This is a genomic window from Micromonospora sp. NPDC000663 (assembly GCF_042898105.1).
Taxonomy (GTDB): domain Bacteria; phylum Actinomycetota; class Actinomycetes; order Mycobacteriales; family Micromonosporaceae; genus Micromonospora.
Genome location: NZ_JBIAYR010000007.1, coordinates 74,580 through 91,407 on the forward strand (window position 1 = coordinate 74,580; position 16,828 = coordinate 91,407).

At 73.8% G+C, this 16,828-nt stretch carries 19 protein-coding genes; 13 read left to right on the forward strand and 6 right to left on the reverse strand.

Translation table 11 applies throughout. The features are described from left to right. Nucleotides 1–41: 41 nt before the first annotated feature. The 4 genes from ACFY1S_RS22610 to ACFY1S_RS22625 all read left to right on the forward strand — a co-directional run bounded on the left by ACFY1S_RS22610 (nt 42) and on the right by ACFY1S_RS22625 (nt 3,343). Entirely contained in the window at nt 42–848 is an 807-nt protein-coding gene (locus tag ACFY1S_RS22610; protein ID WP_387121324.1) for an SDR family oxidoreductase, read from the forward strand. Between the two features lie 124 nt (nt 849–972). After that, nucleotides 973–2,070, forward strand: coding sequence for a DUF5919 domain-containing protein (locus tag ACFY1S_RS22615; RefSeq protein WP_387121327.1), 1,098 nt, complete (start codon nt 973–975; stop codon nt 2,068–2,070). 76 nt (nt 2,071–2,146) lie between these two features. Further along, on the forward strand, nt 2,147–3,034 hold the full coding sequence (locus ACFY1S_RS22620) for a pentapeptide repeat-containing protein (RefSeq protein WP_387121330.1): 888 nt from the start codon (nt 2,147–2,149) through the stop codon (nt 3,032–3,034). A gap of 72 nt (nt 3,035–3,106) precedes the next feature. Next, entirely contained in the window at nt 3,107–3,343 is a 237-nt protein-coding gene (locus ACFY1S_RS22625) for a preprotein translocase YidC (RefSeq protein ID WP_357993970.1), read from the forward strand. Between the two features lie 19 nt (nt 3,344–3,362). On the opposite strand, the gene rnhA is transcribed toward ACFY1S_RS22625, so the two are convergent. Beyond that, nucleotides 3,363–3,836, reverse strand: a complete 474-nt coding sequence (gene rnhA, locus ACFY1S_RS22630) for a ribonuclease HI (RefSeq protein ID WP_203175783.1) — start codon at nt 3,834–3,836, stop codon at nt 3,363–3,365. Between the two features lie 171 nt (nt 3,837–4,007). Continuing rightward, the gene (locus ACFY1S_RS22635; protein ID WP_387121334.1) at nt 4,008–5,252 is read right to left on the reverse strand and encodes a lycopene cyclase family protein; all 1,245 of its coding nucleotides are present in this window, start codon (nt 5,250–5,252) and stop codon (nt 4,008–4,010) included. A gap of 328 nt (nt 5,253–5,580) precedes the next feature. Between ACFY1S_RS22635 and ACFY1S_RS22640 the strand changes: the two genes are divergently transcribed. From ACFY1S_RS22640 to ACFY1S_RS22650, 3 genes are all read left to right on the forward strand, one after another. Continuing rightward, a complete protein-coding gene (locus ACFY1S_RS22640) occupies nt 5,581–6,066 on the forward strand; it encodes a hypothetical protein (RefSeq protein ID WP_139582903.1) in 486 nt (161 codons plus the stop codon). A gap of 115 nt (nt 6,067–6,181) precedes the next feature. Further along, a complete protein-coding gene (locus ACFY1S_RS22645; RefSeq protein WP_387121337.1) occupies nt 6,182–6,766 on the forward strand; it encodes a class F sortase in 585 nt (194 codons plus the stop codon). 48 nt (nt 6,767–6,814) lie between these two features. Further along, entirely contained in the window at nt 6,815–7,975 is a 1,161-nt protein-coding gene (locus tag ACFY1S_RS22650; RefSeq protein ID WP_387121340.1) for a magnesium and cobalt transport protein CorA, read from the forward strand. Between the two features lie 71 nt (nt 7,976–8,046). Here the strand turns inward: ACFY1S_RS22650 and ACFY1S_RS22655 are convergent, their stop codons facing one another. Next, entirely contained in the window at nt 8,047–8,199 is a 153-nt protein-coding gene (locus tag ACFY1S_RS22655) for a hypothetical protein (RefSeq protein ID WP_387121343.1), read from the reverse strand. A gap of 75 nt (nt 8,200–8,274) precedes the next feature. On the opposite strand from ACFY1S_RS22655, the gene ACFY1S_RS22660 reads away from it, so the two are divergent. Next, entirely contained in the window at nt 8,275–8,694 is a 420-nt protein-coding gene (locus tag ACFY1S_RS22660; RefSeq protein WP_387121346.1) for a YchJ family protein, read from the forward strand. 84 nt (nt 8,695–8,778) lie between these two features. After that, nucleotides 8,779–9,165: a VOC family protein gene (locus ACFY1S_RS22665; protein ID WP_387121349.1), complete on the forward strand. Its 387-nt coding sequence runs from the start codon at nt 8,779–8,781 to the stop codon at nt 9,163–9,165. A 46-nt stretch (nt 9,166–9,211) separates the two neighbouring features. Here the strand turns inward: ACFY1S_RS22665 and ACFY1S_RS22670 are convergent, their stop codons facing one another. Together ACFY1S_RS22670 and ACFY1S_RS22675 are read right to left on the reverse strand one after the other, a co-directional pair. Further along, a complete protein-coding gene (locus tag ACFY1S_RS22670; protein ID WP_387121352.1) occupies nt 9,212–10,462 on the reverse strand; it encodes an MFS transporter in 1,251 nt (416 codons plus the stop codon). Between the two features lie 207 nt (nt 10,463–10,669). After that, entirely contained in the window at nt 10,670–11,701 is a 1,032-nt protein-coding gene (locus tag ACFY1S_RS22675) for a hypothetical protein (protein WP_387121355.1), read from the reverse strand. Between the two features lie 190 nt (nt 11,702–11,891). On the opposite strand from ACFY1S_RS22675, the gene ACFY1S_RS22680 reads away from it, so the two are divergent. The 4 genes from ACFY1S_RS22680 (at nt 11,892) to ACFY1S_RS22695 (ending at nt 15,803) form a co-directional block, all read left to right on the forward strand. Next, on the forward strand, nt 11,892–13,022 hold the full coding sequence (locus ACFY1S_RS22680) for a peptidoglycan-binding protein (RefSeq protein WP_387121358.1): 1,131 nt from the start codon (nt 11,892–11,894) through the stop codon (nt 13,020–13,022). Between the two features lie 126 nt (nt 13,023–13,148). After that, nucleotides 13,149–14,723: a glutamate synthase-related protein gene (locus tag ACFY1S_RS22685; RefSeq protein WP_387121361.1), complete on the forward strand. Its 1,575-nt coding sequence runs from the start codon at nt 13,149–13,151 to the stop codon at nt 14,721–14,723. A gap of 70 nt (nt 14,724–14,793) precedes the next feature. Further along, on the forward strand, nt 14,794–15,312 hold the full coding sequence (locus ACFY1S_RS22690) for an N-acetyltransferase (RefSeq protein ID WP_364376818.1): 519 nt from the start codon (nt 14,794–14,796) through the stop codon (nt 15,310–15,312). Beyond that, complete coding sequence (locus tag ACFY1S_RS22695; protein ID WP_387121364.1) at nt 15,309–15,803, forward strand: GNAT family N-acetyltransferase; 495 nt, start codon at nt 15,309–15,311, stop codon at nt 15,801–15,803. The genes ACFY1S_RS22690 and ACFY1S_RS22695 overlap by 4 nt, the downstream gene beginning before the upstream one ends. Here ACFY1S_RS22695 and ACFY1S_RS22700 read toward each other — a convergent pair. Beyond that, a complete protein-coding gene (locus tag ACFY1S_RS22700; RefSeq protein WP_387121367.1) occupies nt 15,772–16,770 on the reverse strand; it encodes a helix-turn-helix transcriptional regulator in 999 nt (332 codons plus the stop codon). The two genes, ACFY1S_RS22695 and ACFY1S_RS22700, sit on opposite strands and share 32 nt — an antisense overlap. Between the last annotated feature and the right edge of the window lie 58 nt (nt 16,771–16,828).

A 16,828-nucleotide genomic window follows, 5' to 3' on the forward strand; every position in this document is an offset into this window, starting at 1 on the left:
CGACGACGGTACGTCGCGCCGCCCCGGGGTATCGCCCACCCATGCCTCAGCGATACGAGAACTACCCGAGGATCGCCGTGGTCACCGGCGCGGACTCCGGCATCGGCAAGGCCTGCGCGGTCGCCCTGGCGCGGGCCGGCTTCGACATCGGCATCACCTGGTACGGCGACCCGGACGGCGCCGAGCGGACCGCGACCGAGGTCCGCGCCACCGGTCGACGCTGCGAGGTGGCCGAGGTGGACCTGACCGGCCTACCGGACGCGGCCGAGGTGGTGGACGAGCTGGCCGACCGGCTGGGCGGCATCGGCGTGCTCGTCAACAACGCCGGCACCGGCGCCTCGACGCCGTTCGTCGACACGGGGTGGGAGCAGTGGCGCGAGGTGCTCGCCGTCGACCTCGACGCGCCGTTCCTCTGCGCGCAACGCGCCGCGCGACGGATGCGGGCTGCCGGCCTCGGCGGACGGATCATCAACATCACGAGCGTGCACGAGCACGCGCCCCGGGTGGGCTCCGCCGCGTACTGCGCCGCCAAGGGCGGGCTGGGCCTGCTGACCCGGGTGATGGCACAGGAGCTGGCCGCCGACGGGATCACCGTCAACGCGGTCGCCCCCGGTGAGATCGCCACGCCGATGACAGGTCAGGAGGACGTCGACCCGTTCACCGAGCGGAGGCCGGGCGTACCTGTGGGTCGGCCCGGTGACGCCCGGGAGGTCGCCGCCGTGGTCGCCCTGCTCGCCTCCCCCGCCGCCGCGTACGTCACCGGGGCGTCCTGGCCTGTCGACGGCGGCATGCTGCTGATGGGGCCGCAGGCCAACGCCCTTACCACCGACGACTGGCGCCAGGTCTGAGCGAACGGGCGGCAAGAGCCGGCGCGGCCGGTCGCGAAGGGGACAGCGGGCGGCAAAGCGGGCACGTATCCTCCGCATTCCGGTGATCGGCGGTGGCGCCGACCGACGGCGAAGGGGGAACCGGATGCCCGGGTGGGCTGGTCGGGGTGGCCGCCAACGACGTGCCCTGCTCGTCGGCGGGCCGCTGCTCGCGGTGGCCGTCGTGATGCTGCTGGCCGCCTGGCGCAGCACCGGATTCCTCAGTGACCTCCTGCTCAACCTGGGTGCCAGTGTGGTGCTCGCGGCCATCTCGTACGTCATCTTCGATCCGCTGTTCGAGGAGGCCCGCAAGGCGCGGGTGCAGGAGCACCTGAGGTTCGACCAGCAGGCCTTCGTCACACGACTGCACCGCTCCGCCCGTCGGGTACGCATCCTCGACACGTGGACGATCCTGCTGGAGCAGCGGCACCGCGAGGAGACCCTGACCGCGGTACGCGCGGCGCTCACCAACGGCGCCCAGGTGCAGTTGCTCCTGCTCGACCCGGACTGCACCGCCGCCCAGCAGCGCTCCGAGGAACTGGAGCGGCAGCGGGTGGACGTGCCGCGACAGATCCGTACCAATCTGCGCCACCTGGCCGCCTTCTCCGACACCCTTGACGCCCGGCTGCGACACCGGTTGCAGGTCCGGCTCTACGACGCGTCCCCGTCGATCCAGCTCTACCAGTGGGACGGGCGTGCCCTCATCTCGTTCTTCCCGATCGGGAAACTGTCGTTCAACGTGCCCCAGCTGGAGGTGGACATGGACAGCCCGTGGGGCGGGTTCGTGCACGCCCGGTTCGAGGAGCTGTGGGAGCACCAGCAGGCCACCCTGGACCTGGAGCGGTACCTGTCGGTGGCGGTCACACTGCGCCACGACGATCTGGACGTGGTCGAGGTGCGGGTGCCCTACGTGACGGTGGACGGGCAGCACTGGGTCGACTGCAGCGGCTTCCGGGTGACCGGGCCGCTTACCGTGCGGGCCGTGCTGCCGCCCCGCGCGCCGGGGGCGACCCCCGCGGTGTTCGCGCTGGCCGAGCCGGTGGACGGGGACCGTACGCCGGTCGCCGTCGTCGCACGGCAGTTCGACCAGAAGTACGGGCACGACGGCGGGGAACGGGCGATCCGCCGGCTGGTGCCGTCGCCTGGCGGTCCCCGTACGCCGGCGCCCCGCTCCTCGGCGGCCGGCGACACGCACGGACGGTGACCCCCGACCCGGTCGGACGGGTCGGCACGCGGGACAATCGGGGCACCCGCGTCCGTTGGCGAAAGGAACGTCCCCCGTGTCGTCCAGCCCCGCACCGCCGCCCGGCTCGGCGCAGTTGCGCGCCGACTGCGAGCGCTGCTTCGGGCTGTGCTGCGTGGTGCCCGCGTTCGCCAGGTCGGCTGACTTCGCCATCGACAAGCCCGCCGGGAAGGCCTGCCCCCACCTGGGCGCCGACCACCGCTGCGGCATCCACACCGAGCTGCGGCAGCGTGGCTTTCCCGGCTGCACGGTCTTCGACTGCTTCGGCGCCGGGCAGCAGGTCGCCCAGGTCACCTTCGGCGGGCGGGACTGGCGTGACGCACCGGAGACGCTGCCGGCGATGGCGGAGGCGTTCACCGTGCTGCGCCCGCTGCACGAGTTGCTCTGGTACCTCACCGAGGCGGTCGCGCTGCGCCCGCCGGCCGACCTGCGCGCCGAGCTGGACCGCGCCCGCGCCGAGATCGCGGCGCTCACTGCGGGAGACCCCGCGCGGCTTCGCGCGGTGGACGTCGCCGCGCAGCGGGAGCGGATCAACCCGCTGCTGTCGCGGGCCAGCGAGGCGGCGCGTTCCCCGGGCGGCCCGGACCACCGCGGCGCGCCCCTGCTCGGGGCCGACCTGCGCCGGGTCGACCTGCGCCGGGCCAACCTGCGCGGCGCGCTGCTGGTCGGCGCCGACCTGCGCGGCGTCGACCTGGGCCTGGCGGACGTGACAGGCGCGGACCTGCGCGGCGCCGACCTGCGGGGCGCGGACCTGCGCACGACCCTCTTCCTGCACCAGGCCCAGCTCGACGCCGCGCGGGGAGACGTCCGCACCGGGCTGCCGGCGACCCGCACCCGGCCGGCGCACTGGACGGCACTCGCGCTCACCCCGGTGGGCCAGGCGTCGCGGGCCGGCGGTCGCGGTCGACGGAGCCGGCACCGCTGAGCGCGAGGTTTCGGCCCTGACCACGCCGGGTAGCCACCGCCGACGCGGTACGGCATCGACGGGGGGCACGGCGTGGGCTACCGAAAGCGCGACGGTGAGCTGCCGGCTGACCCGGCACATGCCGAGGACGAGGCGGGCCAGGTGCCGTTGGTGCAGGTCGAGGCCGACACCGACGTCCCGCCGCCGGACGACACCGACGTCCCACCTGACATCGTGACCGAGGACAACAGCTCGGGCATGACCGGCGGTTCGTCCGGCAGCAGCGGAGGCGGGTCGAGCATGCCGGGGCATCCGGACGCGACGCGCTGAGGGCGGGTCCGGCGCGGTTTCAGCGGCTGGCCAGCGCGCCCCGCGCCTCGGTCATCCCCTTGTTGGCGAGCCGGTCGGCGCGCTCGTTCTCCGGGTGCCCGTTGTGCCCCTTGACCCACAGCCAGGTGACCTCGTGCCGCTCGCAGGCCGCCTCCAGCCGCTGCCACAGGTCGGCGTTCTTCACCGGCTGCTTCGCGGCGGTCAGCCACCCGTTGCGCTTCCACGACGCGAGCCAACTGGTGATGCCGTTACGCACGTACGTGCTGTCGGTGTGCAGCTCCACGGTGACCGGGCGGTTCAGGCTCTCCAACGCCTGGATGGCCGCCATCAGCTCCATCCGGTTGTTGGTGGTCGGGGTGGCCTCGCCGCCGCACAGCTCCCGCTCGTGGTCGCCGTAGCGCAGCAGAGCACCCCAGCCGCCGGGCCCCGGGTTGCCGCTGCACGCCCCGTCGGTCCAGATCTGTACGCCCCTGCCGGCCGCCGCGTCCACCATGCAGGCGAACCTACCGGGCGGCGACGCCACACCCGGCGCTCGGGGGGCCGCCGCGCCGGGCGGGCCCCTACGACCGGGCGACGATCGACCTGGCGCTGGACGGTGACCCGATGGAGGACCTGCGGGTGCTCGTCCGCGATGCGGTGGCCGCCCGGGGCTGACCTGCGCGGATCAGCTCGGCGGGGTCGTCGGCGCGCCGCCCACCACCGCCGCCGGGATGGCCGGCGCGGGCCGGGTCGGGCGCAGGCGGTCGCGCAGGCGGTGCGCCGCGTCGCCGGCCGTGGCGGTGATCATCGGCAGCAGCCGCGTGGAGTTCATGATCGCGATCTCCTCGGCCGGGGTGGTGACCCCGTCGAGGAAACGCAGCACCCGTTCGGCGGGGTTGCGGTCGAAGAGCCTGTCGAAGAACTCCGGCCCGCCGACCCCACCCCGGTCCAGCGCGCGCAGCGCCACCGCGTCCATCCAGCGGTGCCGGCGCGGGTACGCGGGCGCCGGCACCGGCGGGCCACCGGCGGCGAGCGCGCGGGCCACCTGGTCGGCCTGGCGGTACATGGCGGAGAAGGTGAACCCGGTGGACGGCCGGGTCGCGCCGCCGGCCGTGCCGAGGCGGACCACCCGGGGTGTCGGCCGGGCCGGGAACGGCGCGTCGGTCATCGGGATCACCCCGTTCTCCACCTCGCGTACCCGCAGCCCGGCCGGGTCCAACCCGAGCAGGTCCCGGTACGCGGCGAGCGCCGTGTCGTAGCCGGCGTCGGTGAGCAGTTCCGGGGAGAACTCGGTGTACTCGACAAGGGCGTAGCGGTCGCTGACCGGCAGCACGTACCCGAACGAGACGCCCCGGGGCGGCTGCGGGGTGCGGAAGTCCATCAGCACGGCCCGTTCCGGGTCGAAGACGGGCCGGTCGGCCTCCAGCCACCAGCCGCGGAAGTGCTGCAACCAGGTGGTGCGACCCGCGCGGGCAGGTGGGCGGGGGCGGGAGTCGAGCACCCAGCCGGCCCGTACGACCGACCCCTCGCCGGTGCGCACCACCACGCGGCTGCCGTCGTCGGTCACCGCCTGGGCGGGCGCGACGATCCGGGTGGCGCCCAGGCGGTGCTCGGCTTCGGCAGCCCGGTCGTAGACCGGGCCGGAGCGGAGCATGGCGTACCGCAGCGGGGTGAGGTCCAGGACGCGGCGCCGCGCGGGCGTGGCCACCTCGACCTGCTGCCAGCTCGCGCTGAGCAGCGGGTCCAGGTCGTCGTGCGGGCTGCCCCAGAACGCCCAGGTGCGGTCCTGACCGCGTCGGCGCACCGGGTCGACGACGGCGATCCGCAGGTCGCGGACGTGGTGCCGGTCCAGTGCGGCGAGCAGCAGCGACGCGGCGCCGCCGCCGCCGAGCAGCGCGAGGTCGACGTCGAGTGGCGCGGAGTCGGTCACCCGCACCACGCTGCCACACGGCCCCGCCCCGTTCCGCGCCGCATCCGGCACCGTCGGGACAGGCGACGCCATACCTCGCCATCGGCCCAGCGACGACAGCTTGCCCGCAGGAGACATCGACGGAGCACCGGTGCCGGTCGGCCCGTCCGGGCCTTTGGGCAGCTCTCCCCGCCTTCGGGTGGACACGTGACGGCAACGAGGATTTCTCATTTTCACCGGATCGAGGTCCCAACCCACCTAGTGTTGGGCACACCGGTGCTAGTCACGGAGTTGGCCACCCGAACGACGTCCCACGCAGTCAGCGGACGAAAAGTGAGGGAAGACGCGTATGAAGGTCTCAACAGCACTCTGCTCAGCGGCGCTCGGCGTGGGCCTCGGCACGCTCCTGCTGCCAGGCGCCGCGCTGGCCGACACCACCGTGTCACCGGCCACCACCCCGGTCGGTGGGACCGTCGTGCTCACCGCGACGACCTGCAACCCGAAGTCGGGTGACGCCCTCTTCCGCGTCACCGGCCCCAACCGCGACCAGAACGTCCGATCCACCACGGCCGCCGCCGGCGGCGGCCTGAGCGCCGAACTCTTCACCGCCGGGTTCACCCTGGGCACGTACACGGTGGCCGCCACCTGCGGCGACGGCAGCTCAGCCGGCAGCGCCACGTTCACCGTCACGCCGATCGGCGGCGCACCTGCCGGCTCCGGCGGCGACAGCCGCGACACGGGCGCCCTCGCCGCCGGCGGCACGCTGCTCGGCACCGCCCTGGCCGGCGCGGTGGTCCTGTTCCGCCGGCGCCGACCGGCGTCCGCCGTCGCCTGACCGGCGACCCGCTCCATCCCTGAGGACGGGTGCCCGTGCCGGTGACACCGGCGCGGGCACCCCGACGATCCCGTACGGAGGCACGCACGTGTGGTGGCGGCGGACCCTGCCGGCAATGGTCGCGGTGCTCGGCGTGACCGGGCTGGGGCTGGTCACCGTCGGCCTCACCGCCGACCCGGCGCGGCCACCACAGCCGCCGGCCCACGCGCCGACCCGCACCCACCCCGCACCGGACCTGCCGCCCCTGCCGCGCTCCGCGCCGGTCCGGGTGCGGATACCCGCCATCGACGTACGCGCCGAGATCGTCCCCGTCGGCGCGGACACCGCAGGGGTGCTGGAGGTGCCACCAGTGGACCGGCCCGGTCTCGCCGGCTGGTACCGGCACGGGGTCAGCCCCGGCGAGACCGGCAACGCCGTCCTGGTCGGACACGTCGACTCACCCGCCGGTCCGGCCGTCTTCTTCGACCTGGGTCGCCTGCGCGCCGGCCAGGAGATCGAGGTCACCAGGGCCGACGCACGGGTCACCACGTTCACTGTGGACGACGTGCGCGCGTACCCGAAGGACCGGTTCCCCACCGCGCTCGTCTACGGCCCGGCGGACGTCGCGGCCCTGCGTCTCATCACCTGCGGTGGGCGCTTCGACGCCGCCACCGGCAACTACGTGGACAACATCCTCGTCCTCGCCACCCGCACCGCCTGAGCCCTGCCGCCCGCCTGTCGCACGCCCGACCCCGCTGGGCAGAATGCGGTGACACCATCGGTGATCGGGGCGGTACGGCGGCGACGGGGGGACGCGGTGGCGGACGGGCGGACGGTACGGGACCGGGCCGGTCGGGGCGTACGCGCGCTGGCCCGTCGACTGCTCGGACGCGCCGAGGACGACTCCCCCACCCCGCGCAGGTCCAACCCGGACGCCGTGGTCGACTGCGCCGTCTACGTCAACGGACGACGGGAGCCCGGCCGCCCGCACTACGCCGACGCGTACGCCCGGGCCCGGCGCGGTCGTGACGCCTTCGTCTGGCTGGGCCTGCACGACCCGGGTCCGGCGGTGCTCGCCGCGGTGGGCCGGACCTTCGGCCTGGACGAGCTGACCGTCGAGCAGGCGCTCGCCGACGGGCACCGGCCGACCGTGCAGCCACATGGGCCGGTGACGTTGCTGGTGCTGCGCACCGCCGGGTACGTCGAGCACGACGAGCTGACCGACACCTCTGAGGTGATCGACACCGGCGACGTGATGGTGCTGCTCGGTGACCGGTTCGCCATCACCGTGCGGCACGGCGCCGCCGGGGCGCTGCGCAGCGTACGGGCCGACATCGAACGCCGACCGGCGCTGCTGGCCGCCGGCCCGTGGGCTGTCGCGTACGCGGTCTGCGCCCGGATGGTCGACTCCTACCTGGAGGTGGCCGGGCATGTGGAACGGGACCTGGAACGGGTCGAGGAGGCCGTGTTCGCCCGCGACCGCTCCGCCGACATCCAGCACATCTACCAGCTCAAGCGGGAGGTGGTGGAGTTCAAGAGGGCGGTCCTGCCGTTGCAGGCGCCGATGCGCACGCTGCTCACCCCGGACGGCCCCGCCGGCCCGCCGCGTACGCTGCACCGCTGGTTCGTGGACGTCGACGGTCGGTTGAGCCGCGCGGTCGACCGGGTGGCCGCGTACGACGACCTGCTCACCTCGATCGTCCAGTCCCGCCTGGCGCAGCTCGCGGTCGAGCAGAACAACGACATGCGCAAGATCGCGGCGTGGGCTGCCATCGCGGCGACCCAGACCGGCATCGCCGGCATCTACGGCATGAACTTCGAGCACATGCCGGAGCTGGCCTGGCGGTACGGCTACGCGGGCGCCGTGGCGCTGATGGCGGTGGCCGCCCTGGCCCTGTACCGCCTGTTCCGGCGCTCCGGCTGGCTCTGACGGCGGCGGCCCGCCGTGCTCACCGGTGGCGGGAGAGGAACGCGCGGATCCGGGCCCGGGGGGGGTGTCGGTCAGCTCCGGGCCGGTGCCTTGGCCAGCCCGCAGTCGACGAGGGTGACGCTGCCGTCGTCGTCGACGAAGGCGTACGAGTTGACTGCCGACCGGCCGACGGTGGGGATGCGCCAGACGTCAGGGGCGAGCGGCACGGCGGGCGAGCGCGTCATGCCGCGAGTCTAGGGACGAGCGTCAACCCCTCGGCCAGCGTCGGGGCCCGCGGACGGGTGCGGCAGGATGAGGGCGTGGGCAAGGGTGGTGCGCGGCGGCGGGCGAACGCGACGACGGGGCGGGCCTGCCCGTGCGGGTCGGGGCAGGCGTACGCGGACTGCTGCGCCCCGGTGCACGGCGGCGTGGCGCAGGCGCCGACTGCCGAGGCGTTGATGCGGTCCCGGTTCAGCGCCTTCGCCCTCGGCGACTCCGGCTACCTGCTGCGCAGCTGGCACTCCTCGACCCGGCCGGCCCTTCTCGACCTGGACCCGGGGCGGCGGTGGACCCGGCTGGAGATCGTCGACACCGAGCGGGGCGGCCTGCTGGACAGCGCCGGCACCGTGACGTTCCACGCCCACTACCGGGACGCGGGCCGGCCCGGCACGCTCACCGAGCACAGCCGGTTCGTCCGCGAGGACGGCCGGTGGGTCTACCTCGACGGCGACCAGCGCTGACGCCGCCCTCGGCGCGTCGAGGGCCGGGTCGGCGTCCCGCGCGGGAAGCTGACCGGAGCGCAGCGAGCTGAACGGAGACCTGCGATGACCATGACGTTCATCAACCTGGCGGTGAGCGACCTGACCCTCGCCGCCGAGTTCTACCGGGCGATCGGCTTCACCAGCGACCAGACCGCGCCGGCCGGTGACAGCATGATGCTCACCATCTCCGACACCACCCGGTTGATGCTGCACGTCCGCTCGGCCTTCGAGGCGTACACGGGGGTCGCCGCCACTGACACGGCGACCAGCCGGGAGGTCATCGTGGGGCTGTCGGCGCAGAGCCGCGAGCAGGTCGACGAGATGGTCGACCGGGTGGCGGTCGCCGGTGGGGAGCCGCTCGGCCCCGGGGTCGCCGACGGGCCGATGTACATGCGCGGTTTCCGGGACCTCGACGGCCACCAGTGGTCGTTCCTGCACATGGCGAGCTGAGCGTGCCGCCCGGCGGCGGCCGGGAGGGGCCGCCGCCGGGCGGCGTTCAGGTCGACCCGGGCGCGGCGGCGGCGACGGGCACTGCCGCCGAGCGCCGGCGGCGGCGCAGCAGGACCAGGGCCACGACGAGGTACGGCCCGGCCGTCACCGCGAAGGCCACCGCGTTGCCCAGTTCCGTGGCGAGAAGGCCGTAGACCGCGTACGTCCCGATGACCAGCAGGTCGGTGGCCATCCCGGCGAGCGACGTGACGGTGGCACGGCTGTCGCCGGTGATCCGGGCCTGGAGCCGCGCGTCGGCCAGCACGGTGGCCAGTTGCGCGGCTCCGAACGCCACCGCGAGCAGCACGAACCCGGCCGGGTGCCGGAGCAGGGCGCCCCCGGCCAGCGCGACACCGACCAGGCCCAGCAGCGCCGCGTAGCCCCGGCCGCCCCACCGCTCCCCCACCGGGGCGAGCAGGCCACCGATGGTGACCCCGGCCCAGAGCAGCAGGAGCAGCAGCGGCACGGCGCGCGCCCCGACGCCGGTGTCCAGGGCCAGCAGCGGGGTGTACTCGTCGAGGGCACCCCAGTCGGCGGCGACCACGGCGACCAGCAGCACGGCGGAGCGCACCGGCGGGCGGGTGCGGACCTGCGCCACCCCGGCGCGCAGGGTGTCCCACCAGCCCAGCTCACCGTCGTCGGGTGCGGTGGACTCCACCGCGGCGGGCGCGGCGCGGTGCTCCGGGAAGCGCGCGGCGACAGTCGTGGCGAGCAGGCAGGCCAGCACGCTCGCCGCACCCACCGCCGGGTAGCCGCCGGCGGCGAGCACCGGACCGGCGAGCACCCCGGAGAGCACCACTGCCAGCACGCCCGCCGTGCGGGCACGCCCCAGCACGCGCACGTACCGGTCGGCCGCGCCGAGCCGGTCCATCTCGGTCCAGACCAGCGCCTCCAGCGCGCCGGAGACCAACGCGCCGCCGGCCCCCCAGAGCAGGAACCCGACCGCGAACGCGGGGTACGACGGCAGCAGCACCCACAGCGCGTACCCGCCGGCGGTCACCAGCGGGGCGAGGCACAGCAGCAGCCGGCGGGACACCACGTCGGCCCACGCGCCGGAGGGCACCTCGAACAGGATGCCGGCCGCCGACCAGAGGACGAAGAGCGACGAGATCTGCCCCACCGACAGCCCGGTGTCGGCGAAGAACACCACGTACAGCGGATAGAGCAGGACGAGGTCACTGAGGAACGCGTACCCGTAGAGGGTTGTCGTCAGCCTGCGGAGCGCCGGGCCGGGCACGCGCGGGGTCGTGTGGATCATTTGGCCTTCCCGTGGGAGTGGAGACGGACACCGGACGTGCGGTGTCCGTGGCGGTCCACGGGATCGGCCTACGCCGCTGGATCAACATCGCCAGGTCATGTCGGCGATGCTAGACAAGCCTCCCGGCCCCGGCCAGCGTTTTGGCGTGGCGTACGACGAGGCGGGGCGGGATCCCGGAGGATCCCGCCCCGCTCGTGCCGCTGACGGTCAGCGCCTGTCGACCGGCGGGATGACCGTGGTGGCCTCGCTGTCGTCGCCGAGGCGCTGCTCCGGCACCGCGCGGTCGGTGCCACCCCGGACCACCTGGGTCGCCTCCGGGTCGACGCTCGCCACCTGCGTGACGTCCGGGTCGGCGGGGCGCACGACCACCTGGGTGGCCTCGGAGTCGGCCGACGGGCGTACCACCTGGGTGGCCTCGGAGTCGGCCGACGGGCGTACCACCTGGGTGGCCTCGGAGTCGACCGGCCGCGTCACGATCTGGGTCTCCTCCGGATCGCTCGCGGGTGCCGACGCGCGGGCCCGCTCGGCCTCGGCGTCGCGGCGGCCGGCCCGGTACGCGCGGGTGTGCGCGGCGATCTGCTGCGACTCCTGCTCCGCGCGGGTCAGCCAGGCCTCCCAGCGGCTCTGCATCGGACGGATCAGACCGCCACCCACGCCCACGACGAGGATGCCGCCGATCGTGGCCAGCACGGCGATCAGCACGGGGGTGGTGACCGCGGTGGCCACGCCGATCTGGTTCAGCGCGGCGATGACGCCGAGGCCGAGGATGAACACCGAGGCGATGGTGGCCAGCACCCGGCCGTACGACAGGCCGCCGAGCGCGCCGCTGATGAGGTCCTTCACGGCGTTGGCGATGGCCGCGGCGACCACGACGATGACGATCGCCACGAACGCGCGGGGCAGCCAGGAGATGACCGCGCCGAGCAGGTCGGAGATCGGGTTGGGGCCCCAGATGCCGAACGCGAGCTGGAGGGTGAACAGCAGCACCGCGTAGTAGGCGAGCTTCGCGACGATGTCGCTGGCGTCGTACCGGGATCGGCTCAACGCGCGGCGCACGCCGCCACGTTCGACGGCGCGGTCGAAGCCCACGCGTTCGAGGACCTTCTCCACGATCTTCAGCACGGCCTTGGCGATCAGCCATCCGGCCACCAGGATCGCCAGGAAGGCGACGGCCTTGGGCAGGAAGAGCATCACCGAGCGCAGGGCGTCGCCCACCGCGTCGCTGACGTTGTCACTCATCTGGTCATTCCTTCACGCGGGACAGCCGAACGGTCAGCCCGGACCTACCCCCGCGCACCGGCGGGGAAACGCCGCGCTGCGGTGGCACGGGGTCTGGCGCGGGGACAGCCTCGGCAATATTCTCCGGAGTGCGTGCGGCCACTGGAGCTACTTTTCATCCCCCCGCCGTCGGCCGCAGGAGGAGACTTTCATGCACGTCGACCACTCCGAAGTGGACCGCCGAACGCTGCTGCGGGCCGGTCTCGGCGCCGCCACGGTCGCCGTCGTCGGGAGCGAGCTGGCCTTTCCCGCCATGGCTCAGGCCGCTCCGGGCACCGATCTGGACTGGATCATCAGCTGTGACGAGTGGGCGGCGCGGCCGCCGAAGGACCCGCTGTCGGTAAGCGCCATTCCCACCAACAAGATCATCGTGCATCACATGGCGTTCCCGAACGTCACCGACTACTCCCGCGAGCAGGCGGTCAAGCTGGCCCACGACTGCCAGGACCTGCACATGGACGGCAACGGCTGGTCCGACACCGGCCAGCACTTCACGATCAGCCGGGGCGGCTACGTGCTGGAGGGCCGCCGGGGCAGCCTGGAACGCCTCGAAGCCGGCGACAGACAGATGATCTCCGCGCACTGCCCCGGCGAGAACGGTCGGGCCATCGGCATCGAGAACGAGGGCACCTACGTCACCGAGACGCCACCGGAGGCGCTCACCGACTCGCTTGTCAAGCTCTGCGTCGCCATCTGCCGCCAGTACGGTCTGCACGCGTACGACATCTTCGGACACTGGGACTTCCGCACCACCCAGTGCCCCGGCGCGGCCTTCTACAGGCAGTTCCCCGAGCTTCGCCGCCGGGTGCACACGGCCCTGGGCACCAAGCCCGGTGATGTGCCGGCGCGCCGCTGGCCGGACCTGTGGCGCTTCGTCAACTCCCCGTCGGTCCGGGTCGTGCAGCACCTGCTCGCCTTCCGGGGCTACGCGGTGACGGTCAGCGGCACGTTCGACGCCGCGACCGTGGCGGCCGTGCAGGACTGGCAGGCCCGCAACGGCATCGCCGTGGACGTGGACGCCACGCTCACCACGCCGACCTGGGAGACCCTGGCGCCGGAGCTGGACCAGCACGCCACCGGCGCGCCGGTCACCGCCGTGCAGGAGATCCTGGCCACCAAGGGGTACGCGGTCACCGTCACCGGCGCGTACGACCACGCCACCCGGGCGGCCGTGCAGGACCTCCAGGCGCTGCACAACCTGCCGCGCAACGGCAAGCTCAGCACGAGCACGTGGTGCGCGATCGTCGGCGGTACGGTCCGCCAGAGCCTGCGGCACCGCTGAGTCGAACGGCGGCGGTGCGGGGCACACCGCACCGCCGCCCAGCCCACACCCAGTCACGGGGCTGACCAGCACCGCGTCACTCTCGGGCCGGTTTGATCCGCCGCCCGGCCGGAAAGAGACCCGGGCATGACATGGGCCCGTCGAGCCGTACCCGCCGTCGCCGCCGCCATGGCGGCGCTCGCCGCGCGGGACCTCATCCAGCGCGACCACGCGCTGCTGCGCACCTTCCCGGTGGTCGGTCGCGCCCGATATCTGCTGGAGGCCATCGGGCCGGAGCTTCGGCAGTACATTGTGGCCGGCAACAACGAGGAGCGTCCGTTCACCCGCGACCAGCGCCGCTGGGTGTACGCGTCGGCGAAGCAGCAGAACAACTACTTCGGGTTCGGCACCGACAACGACATCGAGTACACCCCCGGCTATCCGATCATCAAGCACCGCACGTTCGGCCGGGCCGTGCCGCCGTCGACTCCGGGCGCTGGGCACGACGTGCGGCTGCCGTGCGCGAAGGTGCTCGGCGCGGCCCGGGGGCGCGCCCACGCGTTCCGGCCCGAGTCGGTGGTGAACATCTCCGGGATGAGCTTCGGTTCGCTCTCCGGCAACGCGATCACCGCGCTCAACAAGGGGGCGGCGCTGGCCGGTTGCCTCCAGAACACCGGCGAGGGCGGCCTGTCGCCGTACCACCGCAACGGCGGTGAACTGGTCTTCCAACTCGGTACGGCGTACTTCGGCTGCCGCGACGAGCACGGCCGGTTCAGCCTGGACCGGCTCAAGGACCTGGTCGCCGGCGCACCGGTGCGGGCGTTGGAGATCAAGCTCAGCCAGGGCGCCAAGCCGAGCCTCGGCGGGCTGCTGCCCGGCGCGAAGGTGTCCGCCGAGATCGCCGCGACCCGGGGCATCCCGGCCGGGCAGGACTGCGTCAGCCCGTCCCGGCACGCCGAGTTCTCCGACTGCGACAGCCTGCTCGACTGGGTGGAGTTGCTGGCCGCCGAGACGGGCCTGCCGGTCGGCATCAAGTCGGCGGTGGGCGACCTCGGCTTCTGGCAGCAACTGGCCACCCTGATGCGCGACACCGGCCGGGGCGTCGACTTCGTGACGATCGACGGCGGCGAGGGCGGTACCGGCGCCGCGCCGCTGATCTTCACCGACTCGGTGTCGCTCCCGTTCCAGCAGGGCTTCTCCCGGGTCTACAAGGTCTTCGCCGAGCACGACCTGCACGAGCAGGTGGTGTTCGTCGGCGCCGGCAAGCTCGGCCTGCCGGACAACGCCATCGTCGCCTTCGCGCTGGGCTGCGACATGGTCAACGTGGGTCGGGAGGCGATGCTCTCGATCGGCTGCATCCAGGCGCAGAAGTGCCACACCGACACCTGCCCCACCGGCGTCGCGACGCAGAACGCCTGGCTGGCCCGGGGCCTGGACCCGACCCTGAAGTCGGTCCGGGCGGCGAACTATCTGGCGACGCTGCGCCGCGACCTCACCAAGGTCGCCGAGGCGTGCGGCGTCGAACACCCGGGCCTGATCGACACCGACGCCGTGGAGATCCTAGACGGTCGCACCGGCTCCACCCCACTGCACGAGGTGTACGGCTACCGTCCGGGCTGGGGGCTGCCGTCGCCCGCCGACCAGGCCGAGATCATCCGACTGATGACCCCGGAGGTGCCGCAGGGTGGCAGCGCCCCACCGTCGGCCACCGCCGTCGGTTGACCTCCCGCCCCCGACCGCCCGGGGCGATAACCTCGTGCGGCCGGCGACCCCGCACGCCTATGGTGGCGCGATGCTGATCAGACGCGAGACACCCGCCGACGTGGACGCCGTCCGGGCGGTGCACGTCGCGGCCTTCGCCAAGGACGGTGTCGACGTACCCGTCGAGGCCACACTTGTCGACGCGCTGCGCGTGGACGAGAGCTGGGTGTCCGCGTACTCCCTGGTGGCTGTCGATTCGGACGGCCAGGTGGTGGGGCACGTGGTGGCCACCCGCGCCCGGGTGGCCGGTGCGCCGGTGGCGGTGGGCCTCGGGCCGCTGGGTGTGCTGCCCGGCTGGCAGCGGCGCGGGGTGGGCAGCGCCCTGATGCACGCGGTGCTCGGCGCGGCCGACGCGCGGGACGAGCCCCTGGTGGTGCTGCTCGGGCACCCCGACTACTACCCTCGCTTCGGGTTCCGGCCGGCTGTCGAGGTGGGCGTCACCCCGCCGCAGCCGTGGGGCCCGCAGTACTTCATGGCCCGCCCGTTGAGCGCGTGGCGCGACACGATCCGGGGCGAATTCCGCTACGCCCGCCCGTTCGACGACCTGTGATCCCGCCGCACGTCCGCCGCCGCCGCGCCACCGACCTGGACGGTTGTGTCGCGGTCCTCGCGGAGGTGCACCGGGTCGACGGGTACCCGATGAACTGGCCCGCCGACCCGCACCGGTGGTTGTGCGAGCCGCGACCGGCACGGGCCTGGGTCGCCGTCGCGCCGGACGCGACAATCGTGGGACATGTCGCGGTGCACAGGTTGTCCGAAACCGACCGGCCGACAGCCGAGGTGGCGCGCCTCTTCGTGGCGCCGGCCGTCCGCGGGCTGGCGCTCGGCGACGCGCTGCTGGCCCGCGCCCGACGGTGGGCGGACGAGCACGCGACGGACCTGGTGCTCGAGGTGGCCGTGCGGGACGCCGCTGCCGTCGCGCTCTACGAACGCACCGGGTGGCGGTGCACGGGCACCCACACGGCACCGTGGACCGCTCCGGACGGCGGCCCGGTGTCGTTGCGGGGGTTCACCGTCCGCGCCCGGCCCGCCCCGGACTGACCGGGCCCGGTTCGGCGGGCTCGGCCATCGCCGCCAGGCGGCGCGCCAGACCGGCGGCGGCGTCACGCAGTTCCGCGGGCTCCACCACCCGCACCTCGTACCTCAGGCGGGCGATGTGCGCGGCGAGCCAGTCCAGATCGTCGCCGCCGACGAGCAGCACACACCACCCGTCGCGGTCGTCCTCGACGCGGCCCACCTGCGGCGGCACCGACGCCCGCACCTGGTCGGGGTGGGCGCGTACCCGCACCCGGGCGACGTACCGGTACGGCGACCCGGTGACAGACCGCTGCACGAAGGCCACCGGGTCGGGATGCGCGCGGGGCCGGAAGCGCCAAGTCGTGGCCACCGCCGTACGCATCCGGTCCAGCCGGAACGTGCGCCAGTCGGCCCGGTCGACGTCCCAGGCCATCAGATACCACCGTCGGCCGGTGGTGACCATCCGGACCGGCTCGACCGTCCGCTCGCGCTCCCCGTCCCGTCCCGGGTAGCCGAACCGCACCCGCACCGCGTCGCGGCAGGCCCGCGCCAGCATCACCAGCAACTCCGCGTCGATCTCGACGACCGGCCCGATGAGGGTCTCCGTGGAGCCGTGCACCGCCCGCACCTCGGCGCGCAGCCGTGACGGCATCACCTGGTCGAGCTTGGCGAGGGCCCGCAGGGCCGCCTCGCCCGCCCCGGCGACCGTGCCGCCGGACGCCAGCCGCAGGGAGACGGCGGTCGCGATCGCCTCCTCGTCGTCCAGCAGCAACGGCGGCAGCCGGGTGCCCGCGCCGAGCTGATAGCCGCCACCGACACCTGACACCGCGCGCACCGGATACCCAAGCGTCCGCAGGCGTTGCACGTCGCGACGGACGCAGCGGTCGGTGACCCGCAGCTGCGCGGCGAGGTCGGCGGCCGTCCAGGTCGGTCGTCGTTGGAGCAGCGCCAACAACCGCAGAACCCGCTCGGTGGTCGCCTCGACACTCACCCGCCGATCGTTGCACGGATCGAGGAACGATCCTGTCCGTGATTTCCGGGAGGCTGGG